The sequence below is a fragment of the Blastococcus sp. LR1 genome, from assembly GCF_020166105.1.
GTDB lineage: Bacteria > Actinomycetota > Actinomycetes > Mycobacteriales > Geodermatophilaceae > Blastococcus.
On the sequence record NZ_JAIUJY010000004.1, the window covers coordinates 380,872 to 395,939 of the forward strand.

At 72.5% G+C, this 15,068-nt stretch carries 12 protein-coding genes; 11 read left to right on the forward strand and 1 reads right to left on the reverse strand.

Translation table 11 applies throughout. The features are described from left to right. The first annotated feature begins 1 nt into the window (after position 1). From nuoF to LBW97_RS13840, 11 genes are read left to right on the forward strand one after another with little or no spacing between them, the layout of a single operon-like run. The gene (gene nuoF / locus LBW97_RS13790; RefSeq protein WP_224499941.1) at positions 2 to 1,330 is read left to right on the forward strand and encodes an NADH-quinone oxidoreductase subunit NuoF; all 1,329 of its coding nucleotides are present in this window, start codon (positions 2 to 4) and stop codon (positions 1,328 to 1,330) included. Further along, complete coding sequence (locus tag LBW97_RS13795) at positions 1,327 to 3,861, forward strand: NADH-quinone oxidoreductase subunit G (protein WP_224499942.1); 2,535 nt, start codon at positions 1,327 to 1,329, stop codon at positions 3,859 to 3,861. The genes nuoF and LBW97_RS13795 overlap by 4 nt, the downstream gene beginning before the upstream one ends. Continuing rightward, positions 3,858 to 5,339 (forward strand): NADH-quinone oxidoreductase subunit NuoH, encoded by a 1,482-nt coding sequence (gene nuoH, locus LBW97_RS13800; RefSeq protein ID WP_224499943.1) that lies wholly within the window; start codon positions 3,858 to 3,860, stop codon positions 5,337 to 5,339. Before LBW97_RS13795 ends, nuoH begins: the two co-directional genes overlap by 4 nt. Then, positions 5,332 to 5,895: an NADH-quinone oxidoreductase subunit NuoI gene (nuoI, locus tag LBW97_RS13805; RefSeq protein WP_224499944.1), complete on the forward strand. Its 564-nt coding sequence runs from the start codon at positions 5,332 to 5,334 to the stop codon at positions 5,893 to 5,895. The genes nuoH and nuoI overlap by 8 nt, the downstream gene beginning before the upstream one ends. Then, on the forward strand, positions 5,892 to 6,701 hold the full coding sequence (locus LBW97_RS13810) for an NADH-quinone oxidoreductase subunit J (protein WP_224499945.1): 810 nt from the start codon (positions 5,892 to 5,894) through the stop codon (positions 6,699 to 6,701). Before nuoI ends, LBW97_RS13810 begins: the two co-directional genes overlap by 4 nt. Next, positions 6,698 to 6,997 carry an NADH-quinone oxidoreductase subunit NuoK gene (gene nuoK, locus LBW97_RS13815; RefSeq protein WP_113811278.1) on the forward strand — a complete coding sequence of 100 codons (300 nt, stop codon included), beginning with the start codon at positions 6,698 to 6,700 and terminating at the stop codon, positions 6,995 to 6,997. Before LBW97_RS13810 ends, nuoK begins: the two co-directional genes overlap by 4 nt. Positions 6,998 to 7,018: 21 nt before the next feature. Beyond that, the gene (nuoL, locus tag LBW97_RS13820; RefSeq protein WP_224499946.1) at positions 7,019 to 8,923 is read left to right on the forward strand and encodes an NADH-quinone oxidoreductase subunit L; all 1,905 of its coding nucleotides are present in this window, start codon (positions 7,019 to 7,021) and stop codon (positions 8,921 to 8,923) included. A 46-nt stretch (positions 8,924 to 8,969) separates the two neighbouring features. Continuing rightward, positions 8,970 to 10,577 (forward strand): NADH-quinone oxidoreductase subunit M, encoded by a 1,608-nt coding sequence (locus LBW97_RS13825; protein ID WP_224499947.1) that lies wholly within the window; start codon positions 8,970 to 8,972, stop codon positions 10,575 to 10,577. Next, positions 10,574 to 12,118 (forward strand): NADH-quinone oxidoreductase subunit NuoN, encoded by a 1,545-nt coding sequence (nuoN, locus tag LBW97_RS13830; RefSeq protein ID WP_224499948.1) that lies wholly within the window; start codon positions 10,574 to 10,576, stop codon positions 12,116 to 12,118. The genes LBW97_RS13825 and nuoN overlap by 4 nt, the downstream gene beginning before the upstream one ends. Further along, positions 12,118 to 13,170 carry a polyprenyl synthetase family protein gene (locus LBW97_RS13835; protein ID WP_224499949.1) on the forward strand — a complete coding sequence of 351 codons (1,053 nt, stop codon included), beginning with the start codon at positions 12,118 to 12,120 and terminating at the stop codon, positions 13,168 to 13,170. Before nuoN ends, LBW97_RS13835 begins: the two co-directional genes overlap by 1 nt. A 51-nt stretch (positions 13,171 to 13,221) precedes the next feature. Next, complete coding sequence (locus tag LBW97_RS13840; protein ID WP_224499950.1) at positions 13,222 to 14,382, forward strand: sorbosone dehydrogenase family protein; 1,161 nt, start codon at positions 13,222 to 13,224, stop codon at positions 14,380 to 14,382. On the opposite strand, the gene LBW97_RS13845 is transcribed toward LBW97_RS13840, so the two are convergent. Further along, complete coding sequence (locus LBW97_RS13845) at positions 14,366 to 15,034, reverse strand: pyridoxamine 5'-phosphate oxidase family protein (protein WP_224499951.1); 669 nt, start codon at positions 15,032 to 15,034, stop codon at positions 14,366 to 14,368. The two genes, LBW97_RS13840 and LBW97_RS13845, sit on opposite strands and share 17 nt — an antisense overlap. Between the last annotated feature and the right edge of the window lie 34 nt (positions 15,035 to 15,068).

The following is a 15,068-nucleotide window of genomic DNA, read 5'->3' on the forward strand; positions in this document are numbered from 1 at the left end:
CATGCCGCTGAGCCCCGTCCTCACCTACCGCTGGGGCGCCGACCAGTCGTGGCGGCTGTCGACCTACGAGTCGATGGACGGCTACGCCGCCCTGCGCACCGCGCTGTCGATGGCCCCCGACGAGCTGGTCACGATGGTCAAGGACTCGGGACTGCGCGGCCGCGGTGGCGCCGGCTTCCCGACCGGCATGAAGTGGAGCTTCATCCCGCAGCCCAAGCCGGGGGAGGAGCCCACCGGCCCGGCGGCGCTGCCGAAGTACCTCGTGGTCAACGCCGACGAGGGGGAGCCCGGCACCTGCAAGGACCTCCCGCTGATGATGGCCGATCCGCACTCGCTGATCGAGGGCGTGATCATCTCCGCGTACGCGATCCGCTCGAAGTTCGCCGCCATCTACGTGCGCGGCGAGGCCGTGCACGCCCACCGCCGGCTGATGGCCGCGGTCGAGGAGGCCTACGCCGCCGGCTACCTCGGCACCGACATCCTCGGCACGGGCTACGACCTGGAGCTGGTCGTGCACGCCGGCGCCGGCGCCTACATCTGCGGCGAGGAGACGGCGCTGCTGGAGTCGCTGGAGGGCTACCGGGGTCAGCCGCGGCTCAAGCCGCCGTTCCCCGCCGTCGCCGGCCTCTACGGCTCGCCCACGGTCATCAACAACGTCGAGACGCTGGCCAGCGTGCCGTTCGTCGTCCGCGGCGGGCCTGCGTGGTTCAAGGCCATGGGCCCGGAGAAGTCGCCCGGCCCGAAGATCTACTCGATCTCCGGCCGCGTCGTCCGCCCGGGCCAGTACGAGGCCCCCATGGGGACGACGATGCGCGAGCTGCTGGAGATGGCCGGCGGCGTGCGGCCCGGGCACGAGCTGAAGTTCTGGACGCCGGGTGGATCGTCGACGCCGTACTTCACCGCCGAGCACCTCGACGTCCCGCTGGACTTCGACTCGGTCGCGGCGGCCGGCTCGATGCTCGGCACCACCGCGCTGATGGTGTTCGACGAGACCGACTCGATCGTCGAGGCGACCCTGCGGTTCACCCAGTTCTACGCGCACGAGAGCTGCGGCAAGTGCACTCCGTGCCGCGAGGGCACCTACTGGCTGGTCCAGGTGCTGCAGCGCATCGTCGACGGGCAGGGCACCGCGCAGGACCTCGACCTGCTGGTCGACACCTGCGACAACATCCTCGGCCGGTCGTTCTGCGCCCTCGGTGACGGCGCCACCAGCTGCATCTCCAGCTCGCTGAAGTACTTCAAGGACGACTACGTCGCCCTGCTGCCGCCCGAGGAGCAGGCCCGCCTGGGTCGCAGCCTCCGACTCGAGCCCGTGGGAGCTGCGTCGTGACACTGACCAACCCGACGCCGGCGCCGGCCGTGCCCCCGGGCACCCCCGGGCCGCACACCCCGGCCGACGCCGTCCACTGCACGATCGACGGCTTCGACGTCGCCGTGCCCAAGGGGACGCTGATCATCCGGGCGGCCGAGCAGATCGGCGTCCAGATCCCGCGGTTCTGCGACCACCCGCTGCTCGAGCCGGTCGGCGCCTGCCGGCAGTGCCTGGTCGAGGTGGAGGGCCAGCGCAAGCCGGTGGCCTCCTGCACGATGCCGGTCACCGACGGGATGGCGGTGCGCACGCAGCTCTCCAGCCCGGTCGCGGACAAGGCGCAGCAGGGCACGATGGAGCTGCTGCTGATCAACCACCCGCTCGACTGCCCGGTGTGCGACAAGGGCGGCGAGTGCCCCCTGCAGAACCAGGCGATGAGCAACGGGCGCACCGAGAGCCGGTTCACCGACGAGAAGCGCACCTATCCCAAGCCGCTGCCGATCAGCACCGAGATCCTGCTGGACCGCGAGCGCTGCGTGCTCTGCGCCCGGTGCACCCGCTTCTCCGAGCAGGTGGCCGGCGACCCGTTCATCGAGTTGTTCGAGCGCGGCGCGCTGCAGCAGGTGGCGATCTACGAGGACGAGCCCTTCGAGTCCTACTTCTCCGGCAACACCACCCAGATCTGCCCGGTCGGCGCGCTCACCAGCGCCCAGTACCGGTTCCGCGCCCGGCCGTTCGACCTGCGCAGCGAGCCCAGCGTCTGCGAGCACTGCGCGTCGGGCTGCTCGATGCGCACCGACTACCGCCGCGGCAAGGTCACCCGGCGGCTGGCCGGCGAGGACCCGGCGGTCAACGAGGAGTGGACCTGCGACAAGGGCCGCTACGCCTTCCGCTACGCCACCTCCAACGAGCGGATCACCGGCCCGCTGGTGCGGGGCGCCGACGGCGAGCTGCACCCGGCCTCCTGGCCCGAGGCGTGGGCGGCGGCGGCCGCCGGGCTCCGCCAGGCACGGGACGACGGCGGCGTCGGGGTGCTCCCCGGTGGCCGGCTGACGATGGAGGACGCCTACGCCTGGGCCACCTTCGCCCGCGTCGCCCTGGGCACCAACGACGTCGACGCCCGGGCGCGAGCGCACTCCGCCGAGGAGCTGGCGTTCCTCGCCGCGACCGTGGCCGGGACCGGCCCCGCCACCGGCGCGGTCACCTACGACGACCTGAACACCGCCCCCGCGGTGCTGCTCGCCGGCCTGGAGCCGGAGGAGGAGTCGCCGATCCTCTTCCTGCGGCTGCGCCGGGCGGTGCGCACCGGGTCGCTGTCGGTCTTCGACCTCGCCCCGTTCGCGACCCGGGCGGCGGAGAAGCTGAAGGCCACCGTGCTCGCCACGCTGCCCGGCGCGGAGGCCCGCTCGCTGCGGGCGCTCGCCGACGGCAGCTGGGGCGGTCCCGCGGTCGAGGCGCTCCGGCAGCCCGGAGCCGTGCTGCTGGCCGGCGAGCGGCTGGCCGAGGTGCCCGGTGCGTTCACCGCGCTCCTCGAACTGGCCCGCGCCACCGGTGCGCGAGTCGCCTGGGTGCCGCGGCGCGCGGGCGAGCGGGGCGCGGTCGAGGCCGGCGCCCTGCCGAACCTGCTGCCCGGCGGCCGCCTGGTCACCGACGCGACGGCCCGCGCCGAGGTCGCCGGCGTCTGGGGCGTCGACCCCGCATCGGTGCCGGATGCTCCCGGCCGCGACCTCACCGGCATCCTCACCGCCGCCCGCAGCGGCCGGCTCCCCGGGCTCCTCGTCGGTGGCGTCGACCCCGCCGATCTGCCCGACCCGGCGCTGGCGATCGCGGCACTGGACGCGGCCGCCTTCGTCGTCAGCCTGGAGATGTTCCCCAGCGAGGTGACCGAGCGCGCGGACGTCGTCCTGCCCGTGGCGGCGGCGTCGGAGAAGGCCGGCGCCTACCTGGACTGGGAGGGCCGGCTGCGGCCGTTCGACGCCACGCTGCACGACACCGGGCGGCTGAGCGACGGGCGGGTGCTGCACGGTCTCTGTGACGCCATGGCCGAGCTGACCGGTGGTGACGTGGACCTCCGGCTCCCGACCCCCGCGGCGGCGCGCGCGGCGCTGGCCGCGCTGGGCAGCAGGAGGTCCGGGACGGCGGACGACCGCCCCGACGTCCCGGCGCCCGCGGCACCCGTCCTGCGTGACGACGAGGCGCTGCTCGCCTCCTGGCGGCAGCTGCTGGACGTCGGCACCCTGCAGCGCGACGAGCCAGAGCTCGCCGGGACCGCCCGCCGCCCCCTCGCCCGCGTCGGGGCGCAGACCGCGGAGCGCCTCGGACTGGTCGACGGCGACCGGATCACCGTCAGCGGCGCCACCGGATCGATCAGCCTGCCGGTGCTGATCACGGCCATGCCCGAACAGGTGGTGTGGCTGCCGATGCGGTCGCCCGGCAGCGAGCTCCGGACCGATCTGGGCACCGGGCCCGGCGGCATCGTGCGGCTGGCCCGCACCACCGCCCCCGTCTCCGCCGACCCCGTCTCCGCCGACCTCGCGGGAGGCGCGCGATGAACCTGTGGGCCGCGCCGGACCAGCCGACGCTGGAGGACTTCGGGAACGACGTCTGGTGGATCGTGCTGATCAAGGTCGTCGGCATCTTCGGCGTCCTGGTACTGATGACGCTGTTCGCGATCGTCTTCGAGCGCAAGGTCGTCGCCCGCATGCAGCAGCGGATCGGCCCCAACCGGGTCGGCCCCCGCGGCTACCTGCAGAGCCTCGCCGACGGCCTGAAGCTGGCGTTCAAGGAAGACATCATGCCGGCGCTGGCGGACAAGCCGGTCTACTTCCTGGCGCCGATCATCGCCGCGATCCCGGCGTTCCTGGCCTTCTCGGTCATCCCGCTGGGCCCGACGGTCAGCATCTTCGGCGAGCGCACCCCGCTCCAGCTCACCGACGCCCCCATCGGCGTGCTGGTCGTCCTCGCCTGCTCCGCCATGGGCGTCTACGGGATCGTGCTGGCCGGCTGGGCGTCCGGCTCGACCTATCCGCTGCTGGGCAGCCTGCGCAGCGCCGCCCAGATGGTCAGCTACGAGATCGCCATGGGCCTGTCGATCGTCGCGGTCTTCCTCTACGCCGGATCGATGTCCACCTCGGAGATCGTCGCCGCGCAGGCCGACGGCAACCGGCTGGACTTCTTCGGCTTCGAGTTCACCGGCCCCAGCTGGTTCGCCGTGCTGCTGCCGGTCTCCTTCGTCATCTACGTCATCGCCGTCGTCGGGGAGACCAACCGGGCCCCGTTCGACCTGCCCGAGGCGGAGAGCGAGCTGGTCGGCGGCTTCCACACCGAGTACTCGTCGCTGAAGTTCGCGCTGTTCTTCCTGGCCGAGTACATCAACATGGTCACCGTCTCCGCGCTGGCCGCGACGCTCTTCCTCGGTGGCTGGCGAGCGCCCTGGCCGATCTCGATCTGGGACGGCGCGAACACCGGCTGGTGGCCGCTGCTCTGGTTCTTCCTCAAGGTCGTCGCCGCGCTGTTCGTCTTCATCTGGCTGCGCGGCACGCTGCCCCGGCTGCGCTACGACCAGTTCATGCGCTTCGGGTGGAAGGTGCTGGTGCCGACGGCGCTGGTCTGGATCCTCGTCGTCGCCACCATGCGCACCGTCTCCCGCGAGGCCGACCTCTCCACCGGTCAGGTGGCGCTCTTCGTGGGCGTCCCGGTGGCGGTCCTGGTGCTGGTCGGGTTGCTGCTGGCCAGCCGGTCGGCGAACAGCGACACCCGGGTGATGGCCGAGCAGGCCTCGGCCGGCGCGGTGCACGCCAACGACCCCGAGCCGGAGGTGCTCCCGCCGGCCGGGGCGCGCCGCCGGCCGACCGGTGGTCCCAGCCGCGCCGAGGGCGGTTTCCCGGTGCCACCGATGGACCTGAAGGTGCCGCCCTCGCCCCGGCTCCGCCGGGAGGGCTCCGGAGCCGGGACGACCGAACCCGGCACAGGCGTGGTCGGCACCGGCCGCCGCGGTACCGCCACGATCGAGGAGGACGGCGATGTCTGAGATCGAGCGCGCACCCGCGAAGGAGGCGAAGCCCGCGCTGCGCGATGCGGTGACCCCCGCGCCGGCCCAGGGCTTCGGCGTCACCTTCGCGCAGATCTTCCGCACGGTGACCACCGAGCAGTACCCGTTCGAGCCCAAGGTGACCAAGCCGCGCTACCACGGGCGGCACGTGCTGAACCGGCATCCCGACGGGCTGGAGAAGTGCGTCGGCTGCGAGCTGTGCGCCTGGGCCTGCCCGGCGGACGCGATCTACGTCGAGGGCGGCGACAACACCGAGGACGCCCGCTTCTCCCCGGGTGAGCGGTACGGCGCGGTCTACCAGATCAACTATCTGCGCTGCATCTTCTGCGGGCTGTGCATCGAGGCCTGCCCGACCCGCTCGCTGACCATGAGCAACGACTTCGAGCTGGCCGACGACGACCGCCGCAGCCTGATCTACACCAAGGAACAGCTCATGGCCCCGCTGCTGCCCGGCATGGAGGCGCCCCCGCACGCCATGCGCCTGGGCGAGGACGAGAAGGACTACTACCTGCGGGCGCCGGAGGCCCGGTCGTGAATCCCGACGTCGTCATCGGCACCGGCGAGGCCGTCGTCTTCTGGATCCTCGGCCCGGTCGCGCTGGCCGGTGCGCTGGGCATGGTGCTCAGCCGCAACGCCGTGCACTCCGCGCTCTGGCTGGTCAACACGATGCTGGCGCTGGGCGTCTTCTACGTCGTCCAGTCCGCGCCGTTCCTGGGCGCGGTGCAGATCATCGTCTACACCGGCGCGATCATGATCCTCTTCCTCTTCGTGCTCATGCTGGTCGGGCGCGACTCCTCGGACTCGGTCGTGGAGACACTGCGCGGCCAGCGGATCGCGGCGGCGCTGCTGGGCATCGGCTTCGCCGGTCTGGTCGGGGCCGGCATCGCCCGCGCCACGGAGGACCTGCCGGTCGCCGGCCTCGGCGATGCCCAGGCCGAGGGCAACATCCCGGCGATCGCCGAGGTGCTCTTCACCGACTACCTGCTCGCCTTCGAGGTCACCAGCGCGCTGCTCATCACCGCGGCCGTCGGCGCCATGGTGCTCGCGCACATCGAGCGCGAGCCGGGCAGCCGGCAGAGCCAGAAGGACCTCTCCCGGGCGCGGTTCCTCACCGGCGACCGGCCGCAGACCTACCCCGGCCCCGGTGTCTACGCCCGGGCCAACTCGGTCGCCGCGCCCGCGCTGCTGCCCGACGGCCGGACGCTCGCGGAGACGGTGGCCACCGGCGTCGAACCCCAGGAGGTCCAGCAGATGCCCCGTCCCACCGGCCGCGAGCAGCTGGGCAGCCCGGACGCCGCGCTGGGAACGCTGGACCCGACGGAGAGCGGGGAGCAGCGGTGACCATCAGCTACTACCTGGTGCTGGCCGCGATCCTCTTCACGATCGGCGCCGTCGGGGTCCTGGTCCGGCGCAACGCCATCGTCGTCTTCATGTGCATCGAGCTGATGCTCAACTCGGTGAACCTGACGCTGGTCACCTTCGCGCGGTCCACCGGCACCATCGACGGCCAGATCATGGCGTTCTTCGTCATGGTCGTCGCCGCGGCCGAGGTGGTCATCGGCCTGGCCATCATCATGTCGATCTACCGGACCCGTCGGTCCGCCTCGGTCGACGACGCCAACCTGCTGAAGTACTGACGGGGACGGGGTTTCGCGGACATGGGCACCGTGCCTGCCGAAGGGTTGCTCGCCGCCTCCTGGCTGCTGATCGCGCTGCCGCTCGCCGGCGCCGCCGTCCTGCTGCTGGGCGGGCGCCGCACCGACCGCTGGGGTCACCTGCTGGGGACGGCGACGGTCGTCACCGCCTTCGTCCTCGCCGTCGCCTGCACGGTGCAGCTCGCCGGGCTGGAGGTACGCGCGGCCGACGTCGAGCTGTTCACGTTCATCTCCGCGGGCGACCTCGACGTGACCGCCGGGCTGCTCTACGACCCGCTGTCGGCGGTCTTCGCGCTGCTGATCACCGGCGTCGGCTCGCTGATCCACGTCTACTCGATCGGCTACATGGCGCACGACCCCGCGCGCCGCCGGTTCTTCGCCTACCTGAACCTCTTCGTCGCCGCGATGCTGCTGCTGGTCCTCGGCAACAGCTACGTCGCGCTCTACGTCGGCTGGGAGGGCGTGGGTCTGGCGTCCTACCTGCTGATCGCCTTCTGGTACACCCGCCCGGCCGCGGCCACCGCGGCGAAGAAGGCGTTCATCATGAACCGGGTCGGCGACGTCGGCCTGGCCATCGCCATCTTCATCATGTTCGCCCAGCTCGGGACGACCTCCTACGCCGGCGTGCACGGCGGGGTCGCCACCCTCGCCGGCGGCACGGTCACCGCGATGGGCCTCCTGCTGCTGCTCGGTGCCTGCGGCAAGTCCGGACAGTTCCCGCTGCAGGCGTGGCTGCCCGACGCGATGGAGGGGCCGACGCCGGTCTCCGCCCTCATCCACGCCGCGACGATGGTGACCGCCGGCGTCTACCTCATCGCCCGCTCGGCGCCGGTCTACGACGAGACGCCGACCGCACGCGCCGTCGTCCTGGCCGTCGGCGCGGTCACCCTGCTCATCGGGGCCATCGCCGGCTGCGCCTACGACGACATCAAGAAGGTGCTGGCCTACTCCACGGTCAGCCAGATCGGCTACATGTTCCTGGCCGTCGGCCTCGGGCCCGCCGGCTACGTCGCGGGCCTGGCCCACCTGCTCGCGCACGGATTCTTCAAGGCCGGGCTCTTCCTCGGCGCCGGCTCGGTCATGCATGCCATGAACGACTCAGTGGACATGCGCCGGTTCGGCGGGCTGGCCAAGAAGCTGCCGGTCACCTTCGTGACCTTCGGGCTGGGCTACCTCGCGCTGATCGGCTTCCCGTTCCTGTCCGGGTACTTCACCAAGGACGCGATCATCGAGGCCGCGCTGGACCGCGGTGACGGTTGGGGCTGGATCCTCGGCGGGGTCGCCGTGCTGGGTGCGGGGCTGACGGCGTTCTACATGACCCGGCTGATGCTGATGACCTTCTTCGGCACCCCGCGGTGGGAGGACGGCGTCCACCCGCACGAGTCGCCGACGACGATGACGGCCCCGATGGTTGTGCTGGCCGTCGGCTCGGTCTTCTCCGGTGCGCTCCTGGTGTCGGTGTTCCCGCTGTCGGGCTGGCTGGAGCCGGTGTTCGGCGAGCCGGAGGAGGCGGCGCACGTCGTCGCCCCGGCGGTGGTCGGCGTGGTCGTGACCGCGGTGATGGCGCTGGGCGTGCTCGCCGCCTGGCTGTTCGTCGGACGCCGCGAGGTCCCGGTCACCGCGCCGGTGCGGGTCTCGCCGGTGACCCGGGCCGCCCGCAACGCGCTCTACGCCGACACCATCAACGAGTCGCTGTTCATGCGCCCTGGGCAGTGGCTCACCCGCGCGCTGGTCTGGTTCGACAACCGCGGCGTCGACGGCGCGGTCAACGGCCTGGCCGCCGGACTCGGCGGCTCGTCGTCGCGTCTGGGCCGCGCGCAGAACGGCTTCGTGCGCAGCTACGCCCTCGGCATGCTCGGCGGCGCCGTAATGATCGCCGGAGCGCTGCTGGCGGTGACGGCCGGATGAGCGCCTCCCTGTTCCTCCCGAACCCCGAGACGGTGGTGGCCCGAGCGTGAGCGCGTCCCTGTACCTGGTGGCGATGATCGGAGTGCCCGCCGTCGGCGCCGCCGTCGTCGCCGCGCTCCCGCGCGAGCGGTCCCTGCTCGCCAAGCAGGTGACGCTCGGGGTCAGCCTCGTCGTCCTGCTGCTGGCGGTCCTGGCCACGGTCGCGTTCGACGTCGACGGCGACCGGTTCCAGCTGACGTCGTCGATCTCCTGGATCCCCGACTTCGGCGCGGAGTTCGCCCTGGGCGTCGACGGCATCGCGCTGGTCATGCTGCTGCTGATCGGCGTGCTGGTGCCGCTGGTCGTGGGCGCCTCCTGGCACGAGGCCGACGCCGGCCCCCGGCCGCCGCGGGTCTTCTTCGCCTGGCTGCTGCTGCTCGAGGCGATGATGGTCGGCGTCTTCGCCGCCACCGATGTGCTGCTGTTCTACGTCTTCTTCGAGGCGATGCTCGTCCCGATGTACTTCCTGATCGGCAGCTTCGGCGGGCCGCGCCGGCAGTACGCCGCGGTCAAGTTCTTCCTGTACAGCCTGGTCGGCGGCCTGATCATGCTCGCCGCCGTCATCGGGCTCTACGTGGTGAGCACCAGCCAGCTGGGCGAGGGCACCTTCGCCTTCGACGCGCTGCGCCAGCTCGACATCGACCCCGACGTGCAGAAGCTGCTCTTCCTCGGCTTCTTCATCGCCTTCGCCATCAAGGCCCCGCTGGTGCCGTTCCACACCTGGCTCCCCGACTCCGGCGCCGAGGCCCCGATCGGTGGGGCGGTCCTGCTGGTCGGCGTCCTGGACAAGGTCGGCACGTTCGGCTTCCTGCGCTACTGCCTGCCGCTGTTCCCCGATGCCTCTCGGTTCTTCGCGCCGCTGGTCCTCGTGCTCGCGGTGGTCGGGATCATCTACGCCGCGCTGCTGGCGATGGGGCAGAGCGACATGAAGCGGCTGGTGTCGTACACGTCGATCTCGCACTTCGGGTTCATCGCCCTGGGCATCTTCGCGTTCACCACCGAGGCCGGCACCGGCGCGGTGCTCTACATGGTGAACCACGGCATCGCGACCGGTCTGCTCTTCGTCGTCGTGGGCATGCTCATCGCGCGCGGCGGCTCCCGGGAGATCGGCGACTACGGCGGCGTCGCGAAGCACGCGCCGAAGCTCGCGGGAGCCTTCCTCGTCGCGGGCCTCGCATCGCTCGCCCTGCCGGGCACCAACAGCTTCGTCAGCGAGTTCCTGGTGCTGATCGGCTCGTTCGACGCGCGCCCGGTCTTCACGATCGTCGCGACCGCGGGCATCATCCTGGCCGCCCTCTACATCCTGTTGATGTACCAGCGCACCATGCACGGCCCGCCCCGCGGCGTGCTCCTCGTCGAGGGCGAGGACGAACCCGCGGTATCGCCGCCCACCCGCGGCGGGGGAGCCACCGCGCTCGCTGCGGCCCCCGCCCCCGCGCGGGCCGCCCTGCGGGTCCGCGACCTCGACCGCCGCGAGCTCGCCGTCGTCGCTCCGCTGATCGCACTGATCATCGGGCTGGGCGTGTACCCGCAGCCGCTGCTGGACCTGATCGAGCCCGCCGTGAGCGCCACCATCAGCGACGTCGGCGCCGACTCCGGAGGAACGGACCGATGATCGAGGTACCCGACCTCTCCTTCGCTGCCCTCGCCCCGCTGCTGCTGGTCCTCGGGGCCGCCTGCCTCGGGGTGCTGGTCGAGGCGTTCGCCCCGCGCGACGTCCGCCACCCGGTGCAGGTCACCATCGCCCTCGTCGGCACGGTGGGCGCGCTGGCGGCCACGCTGCTCCTGACCGTGGACTTCGAGCGGACCGTGACCGCGGGGGGCGCGCTCGCCGTCGACGGCCCCGCGCTGTTCCTCCAGGCCACCATCGCCGGCCTGGGCGCGCTGTCCATCCTGTTGTTCGCCGAGCGGTCGCTGGACCCGGCGCGGTCGGCGTTCGTGGTCAGCGCGGCGGTGCCCGCGGGCAGCCCGCGCGACCGCGAGCTCCTGACCACCCCGCGGGTGCAGACCGAGGTCTACCCGCTGGCCACCTTCGCCATCGGCGGCATGATGCTGTTCGTCGCGGCGAACGACCTGCTCATCATGTTCGTGGCCCTCGAGGTGCTCAGCCTTCCGCTGTACCTGATCAGCGGCATGGCCCGCCGGCGGCGGCTGCTCTCCCAGGAAGCCGCGGTCAAGTACTTCCTGCTGGGTGCCTTCGCCTCGGCGTTCTTCCTCTACGGCCTGGCTCTGGTCTACGGCGCCACGGGCAGCGTCCGGCTCAGCGAGATCCGCGAGGCCGCGTCGGTCGACGGCTCCGGAACCCTGCTGCTCCTCGGCCTGGGGCTGCTCATCGTCGGGCTGCTGTTCAAGGCCAGCGTCGCGCCGTTCCACACCTGGACCCCGGACGTCTACCAGGGCGCCCCGACGCCGGTCACCGCGTTCATGGCCGCCTGCACCAAGGTCGCCGCGTTCGGCGCCATCCTGCGGCTGCTCTACGTCGCCTTCGGCACCGCGGAGTGGACCTGGCGGCCGCTGATCTACGCCGTCGCCATCGTCTCGATGGTGATCGGCGCCGTCCTGGGGCTCACCCAGACCGACCTCAAGCGCATGCTCGCCTACTCCTCGGTCGCGCACGCCGGCTTCCTGCTCACCGGCGTGCTGGGCCTCGGCTCAGGCGGCGAGGGTTCGGGCCTGGCGGCCACGATGTTCTACCTGCTCACCTACGGGCTGACCACGCTCGGTGCGTTCGCCGTCCTCACCCTCGTCCGGGACGGCGACGGCGAGGCGACCCACCTCTCGCAGTGGGCGGGCCTCGGCGCCCGCTCGCCGCTCACGGCCGCCGTGATGGCCTTGTTCCTGCTCGCGCTGGCGGGCATCCCGCTCACCGCCGGCTTCACCGGGAAGTTCGCGGTGTTCCGGGCGGCCATCGAGCAGGGGGCGTGGCCGCTGACCGTGGTCGCGCTGCTGGCCAGCGCGGTGGCCGCCTTCTTCTACCTGCGGGTCATCGTGCTCATGTACTTCTCCGAGCCGGTTCCGGACGGAGCCACGGTCGGCGTGCCCGGGATCCCCACCACGATCGTGCTGGCGGTGACGGCGACCGCGACGCTGGCGCTGGGCATCCTGCCCGGGGCGGTGCTCGACCTCGCCGAGCAGGCGGCTAGATTCGTCGGTTGATGACCGGAGCCCGTGCCGCGACAGACGGCACTTCCACCGAGGTCTGGCACCGGATCTCCGCGCCGGCGTCGACCATCGGCCCCTGGCTTCCCGAGGGTGCGCTCGGCACGGCGCTCGCCGACGGGCTGGCCCGGGTGGAGGAGCGGCTCGCCGTCGCCGTCGGCAGCGAGCACCCGTTCGTGCGGGAGGCCGCCGGCCACCTGATGTCCGCCGGGGGCAAGCGGTTCCGCCCGATGCTGGCGCTGCTGGCCGCCCAGCTCGGGAACGCGGACGCCCCGCAGGTGACCGAGGGTGCCGTCGTCTGCGAGCTGACCCACCTGGCCACGCTGTACCACGACGACGTGATGGACGAGGCCGCCGTCCGCCGCGGCGCCCCCAGCGCGAACAGCCGGTGGAGCAACAGCGTCGCGATCCTCACCGGGGATCTGCTCTTCGCCCGCGCGTCGGACATCCTGGCCGATCTCGGCCCCGACGCCGTCCGGGTCCAGGCCCGCACCTTCGAGCGGCTGGTGACCGGCCAGATCCAGGAGACCGTCGGCGCCCAGGCCGGCGACGACCCGGTCGCCCACTACCTGCAGGTGCTGGCGGACAAGACCGGCTCGCTGGTGGCGACGTCGGCGCGCTTCGGCGCCACGTTCGCCGGCGTCGACCCCGCTCTCGTCGAGGCGCTGACCGCCTTCGGCGAGGAGGTCGGCGTGGCCTTCCAGCTGTCGGACGACCTGCTCGACATCGTCACCGACGGCGCCTCCGGAAAGCTGCCCGGCACCGACCTCCGGGAGGGCATCGCGACCCTGCCGGTGCTGTTCGCGCTGGCCGGTGATGATCCGGACGAGGCCCGGCTGCGCGAGCTCGTGGCGGCGCCGGTCACCGGGGACGCCGAGCACGCGGAGGCGCTGGCGCTGCTGCGCTCCTCCCGGTCACTGGCCCGGGCGAACGACGTCCTGCGCGAGTACGCCGACCGGGCCCGCGCCCGGTTGGACGCCGTACCGGAGGGCGACGTGCGCGAGGCGCTGTCCGCGCTCTGCGAGTACGTGGTCACGCGTACCAGCTGAGAAAGGACCCCCATGGCCCCCACCACTCGCAGGCTCGTGGCGGGACCCTGCATGGCGGCCGTGCTGCTGCTGGGCGCCTGCTCCAGCGGGGCGGAGGACTCCGGATCCGTCGCGACGCCCTCCACCACCTCGGCACCCGCTGGTTCTCCCACGTTGGAGATCGAGGTGGTGGTCGATGGTCTCGACCACCCCTGGGACGTCGCGCAGGCCGAGGACGGCACGTTGCTGCTCGACGAACGGTCGGGCGGCTTCACCGCGGTGCTCCCCGACGGCGCCGTCCAGGCGGTCGAAGCCGACTTCGGCGACCTGTTCGCGACGGGCGAGACCGGCCTGATGGGCCTGGCGCTGGATCCTGCCTTCGCCGAGAACCGGCGGATGTACACGTGCCAGGGCGTGGTGGACGGGGACGAGGCATCGATCGAGGTGATCTCCTGGACCGTCTCCGACGACTGGACCTCGGCATCCCGGGTCGAGGACCCGCTGATCGGCGGCATCCCGGTGAACGAGCGCTCGGGTCGGCACGGCGGCTGCCGACTGGAGTTCGCGCCCGACGGTGCGTTATTCGTCGGCACGGGGGACAACGCGGTCGGCAGTCATCCGCAGGACCTCGGGTCGCTGGCCGGCAAGGTGCTGCGCGCCGACCCGGCCACCGGCGACGCGCTCCCGGACAACCCGTTCGCCGCCCCCGACGACGGTGCGGCGGACCTGATCCAGACCTATGGGCACCGCAACGTGCAGGGTCTGGCGGTCCGCCCCGGAACCGAGGAGATGTACTCGGTCGAGCACGGCCCCGACCGCAACGACGAGGTCAACCTGCTGCAGCCGGGGGGCAACTACGGCTGGGATCCCGACGGGGACGGGTCCTACGACGAGAGCGTCCCGATGACCGACCCGGAGATCGAGGGCGCGGTGTCGGCGGTCTGGGACTCCGGGGCTCCGCCGATCGCGCCGAGCGACGGCACCTTCCTCGACGGCGAGCAGTGGGGTGCCTACGACGGGCTGCTGCTGCTGGGCGCGCTGCGCGGCCGGCACGTGCTGGCCCTCCGCCTGGACGAGTCCGGCTCCCTCGTCGAGCAGTTCCGGCTGCCGGAGCTCGACGGCACCTACGGACGGATCCGCACCGTGGAGCAGGGCACCGACGGTGCGCTCTACGTGACCACCGACAACGGCGGCGGCGAGGACCAGCTGCTGCGCGTCACGCCCCGAGGCTGACCGCCCGCTCGCGCACCCGCGGCGGGACCTCCGCGCCGTCCGGCAGCAGAGGGCACGGCTCCGGCTCCCCGGCGACCGTGCGCAGCGGGAGCACCCCGGCCCAGACCGGCAGCCCGAGGTCGCGCTCGTCGTCGCCGGGCGGGCCGGTCCGGATCTTCACGCTCGCCTCGCCCAGGTCCAGCGCGAGGACGGCGGTGGCGGCCAGCTCCTTGCGGTCGGGCAGCCGGGTCGCGGCCCACGATCCGGGGGCCAGCTGCTCGGTGAGCGCCTCCAGCCCGGCCAGGCGCTCGTCCTCGTCGGTGACCGGGCGGGCCGTGCCGTGCACGACCGCACACCGGTAGTTGACCGAGTGGTGGAAGGCCGAGCGCGCGTAGACGATCCCGTCCAGGTGGGTGACGGTGAAGCAGACCGGGATCCCGGCGGCGCCGCGCAGCGTGGCGGCACCGGTCGAGCCGTGCAGGTAGAGGGTGTCCCCGCGGCGGCCATAGCCGGTGGGCAGCACGACCGGGGCACCGTCCAGCACGACGCCGAGGTGCCCGACGAGGCCGGCGTCCAGGACCTCGTAGAGCTCGGCGCGGTCGGTGCGTGCGCGGTTCGCGCCGCGGCGCACGGTGCTGCGGGCGGTGGGGGAGAGCGGGGCGTTCGTGTCCACGGAATGGATCATGATCGCCGGACTGGCCTCCCGG

Bases quoted from the DNA above. Each gene is read 5' to 3' on its own strand.
- nuoF (WP_224499941.1), top strand. From the start codon at position 2: ATGCCGCTGAGCCCCGTCCTCACCTACCGCTGGGGCGCCGACCAGTCG.
- nuoL (WP_224499946.1), top strand. From the start codon at position 7,019: ATGGGCACCGTGCCTGCCGAAGGGTTGCTCGCCGCCTCCTGGCTGCTG.
- nuoH (WP_224499943.1), top strand. From the start codon at position 3,858: ATGAACCTGTGGGCCGCGCCGGACCAGCCGACGCTGGAGGACTTCGGG.
- nuoN (WP_224499948.1), top strand. From the start codon at position 10,574: ATGATCGAGGTACCCGACCTCTCCTTCGCTGCCCTCGCCCCGCTGCTG.
- LBW97_RS13840 (WP_224499950.1), top strand. From the start codon at position 13,222: ATGGCGGCCGTGCTGCTGCTGGGCGCCTGCTCCAGCGGGGCGGAGGAC.
- LBW97_RS13835 (WP_224499949.1), top strand. From the start codon at position 12,118: ATGACCGGAGCCCGTGCCGCGACAGACGGCACTTCCACCGAGGTCTGG.
- nuoI (WP_224499944.1), top strand. From the start codon at position 5,332: ATGTCTGAGATCGAGCGCGCACCCGCGAAGGAGGCGAAGCCCGCGCTG.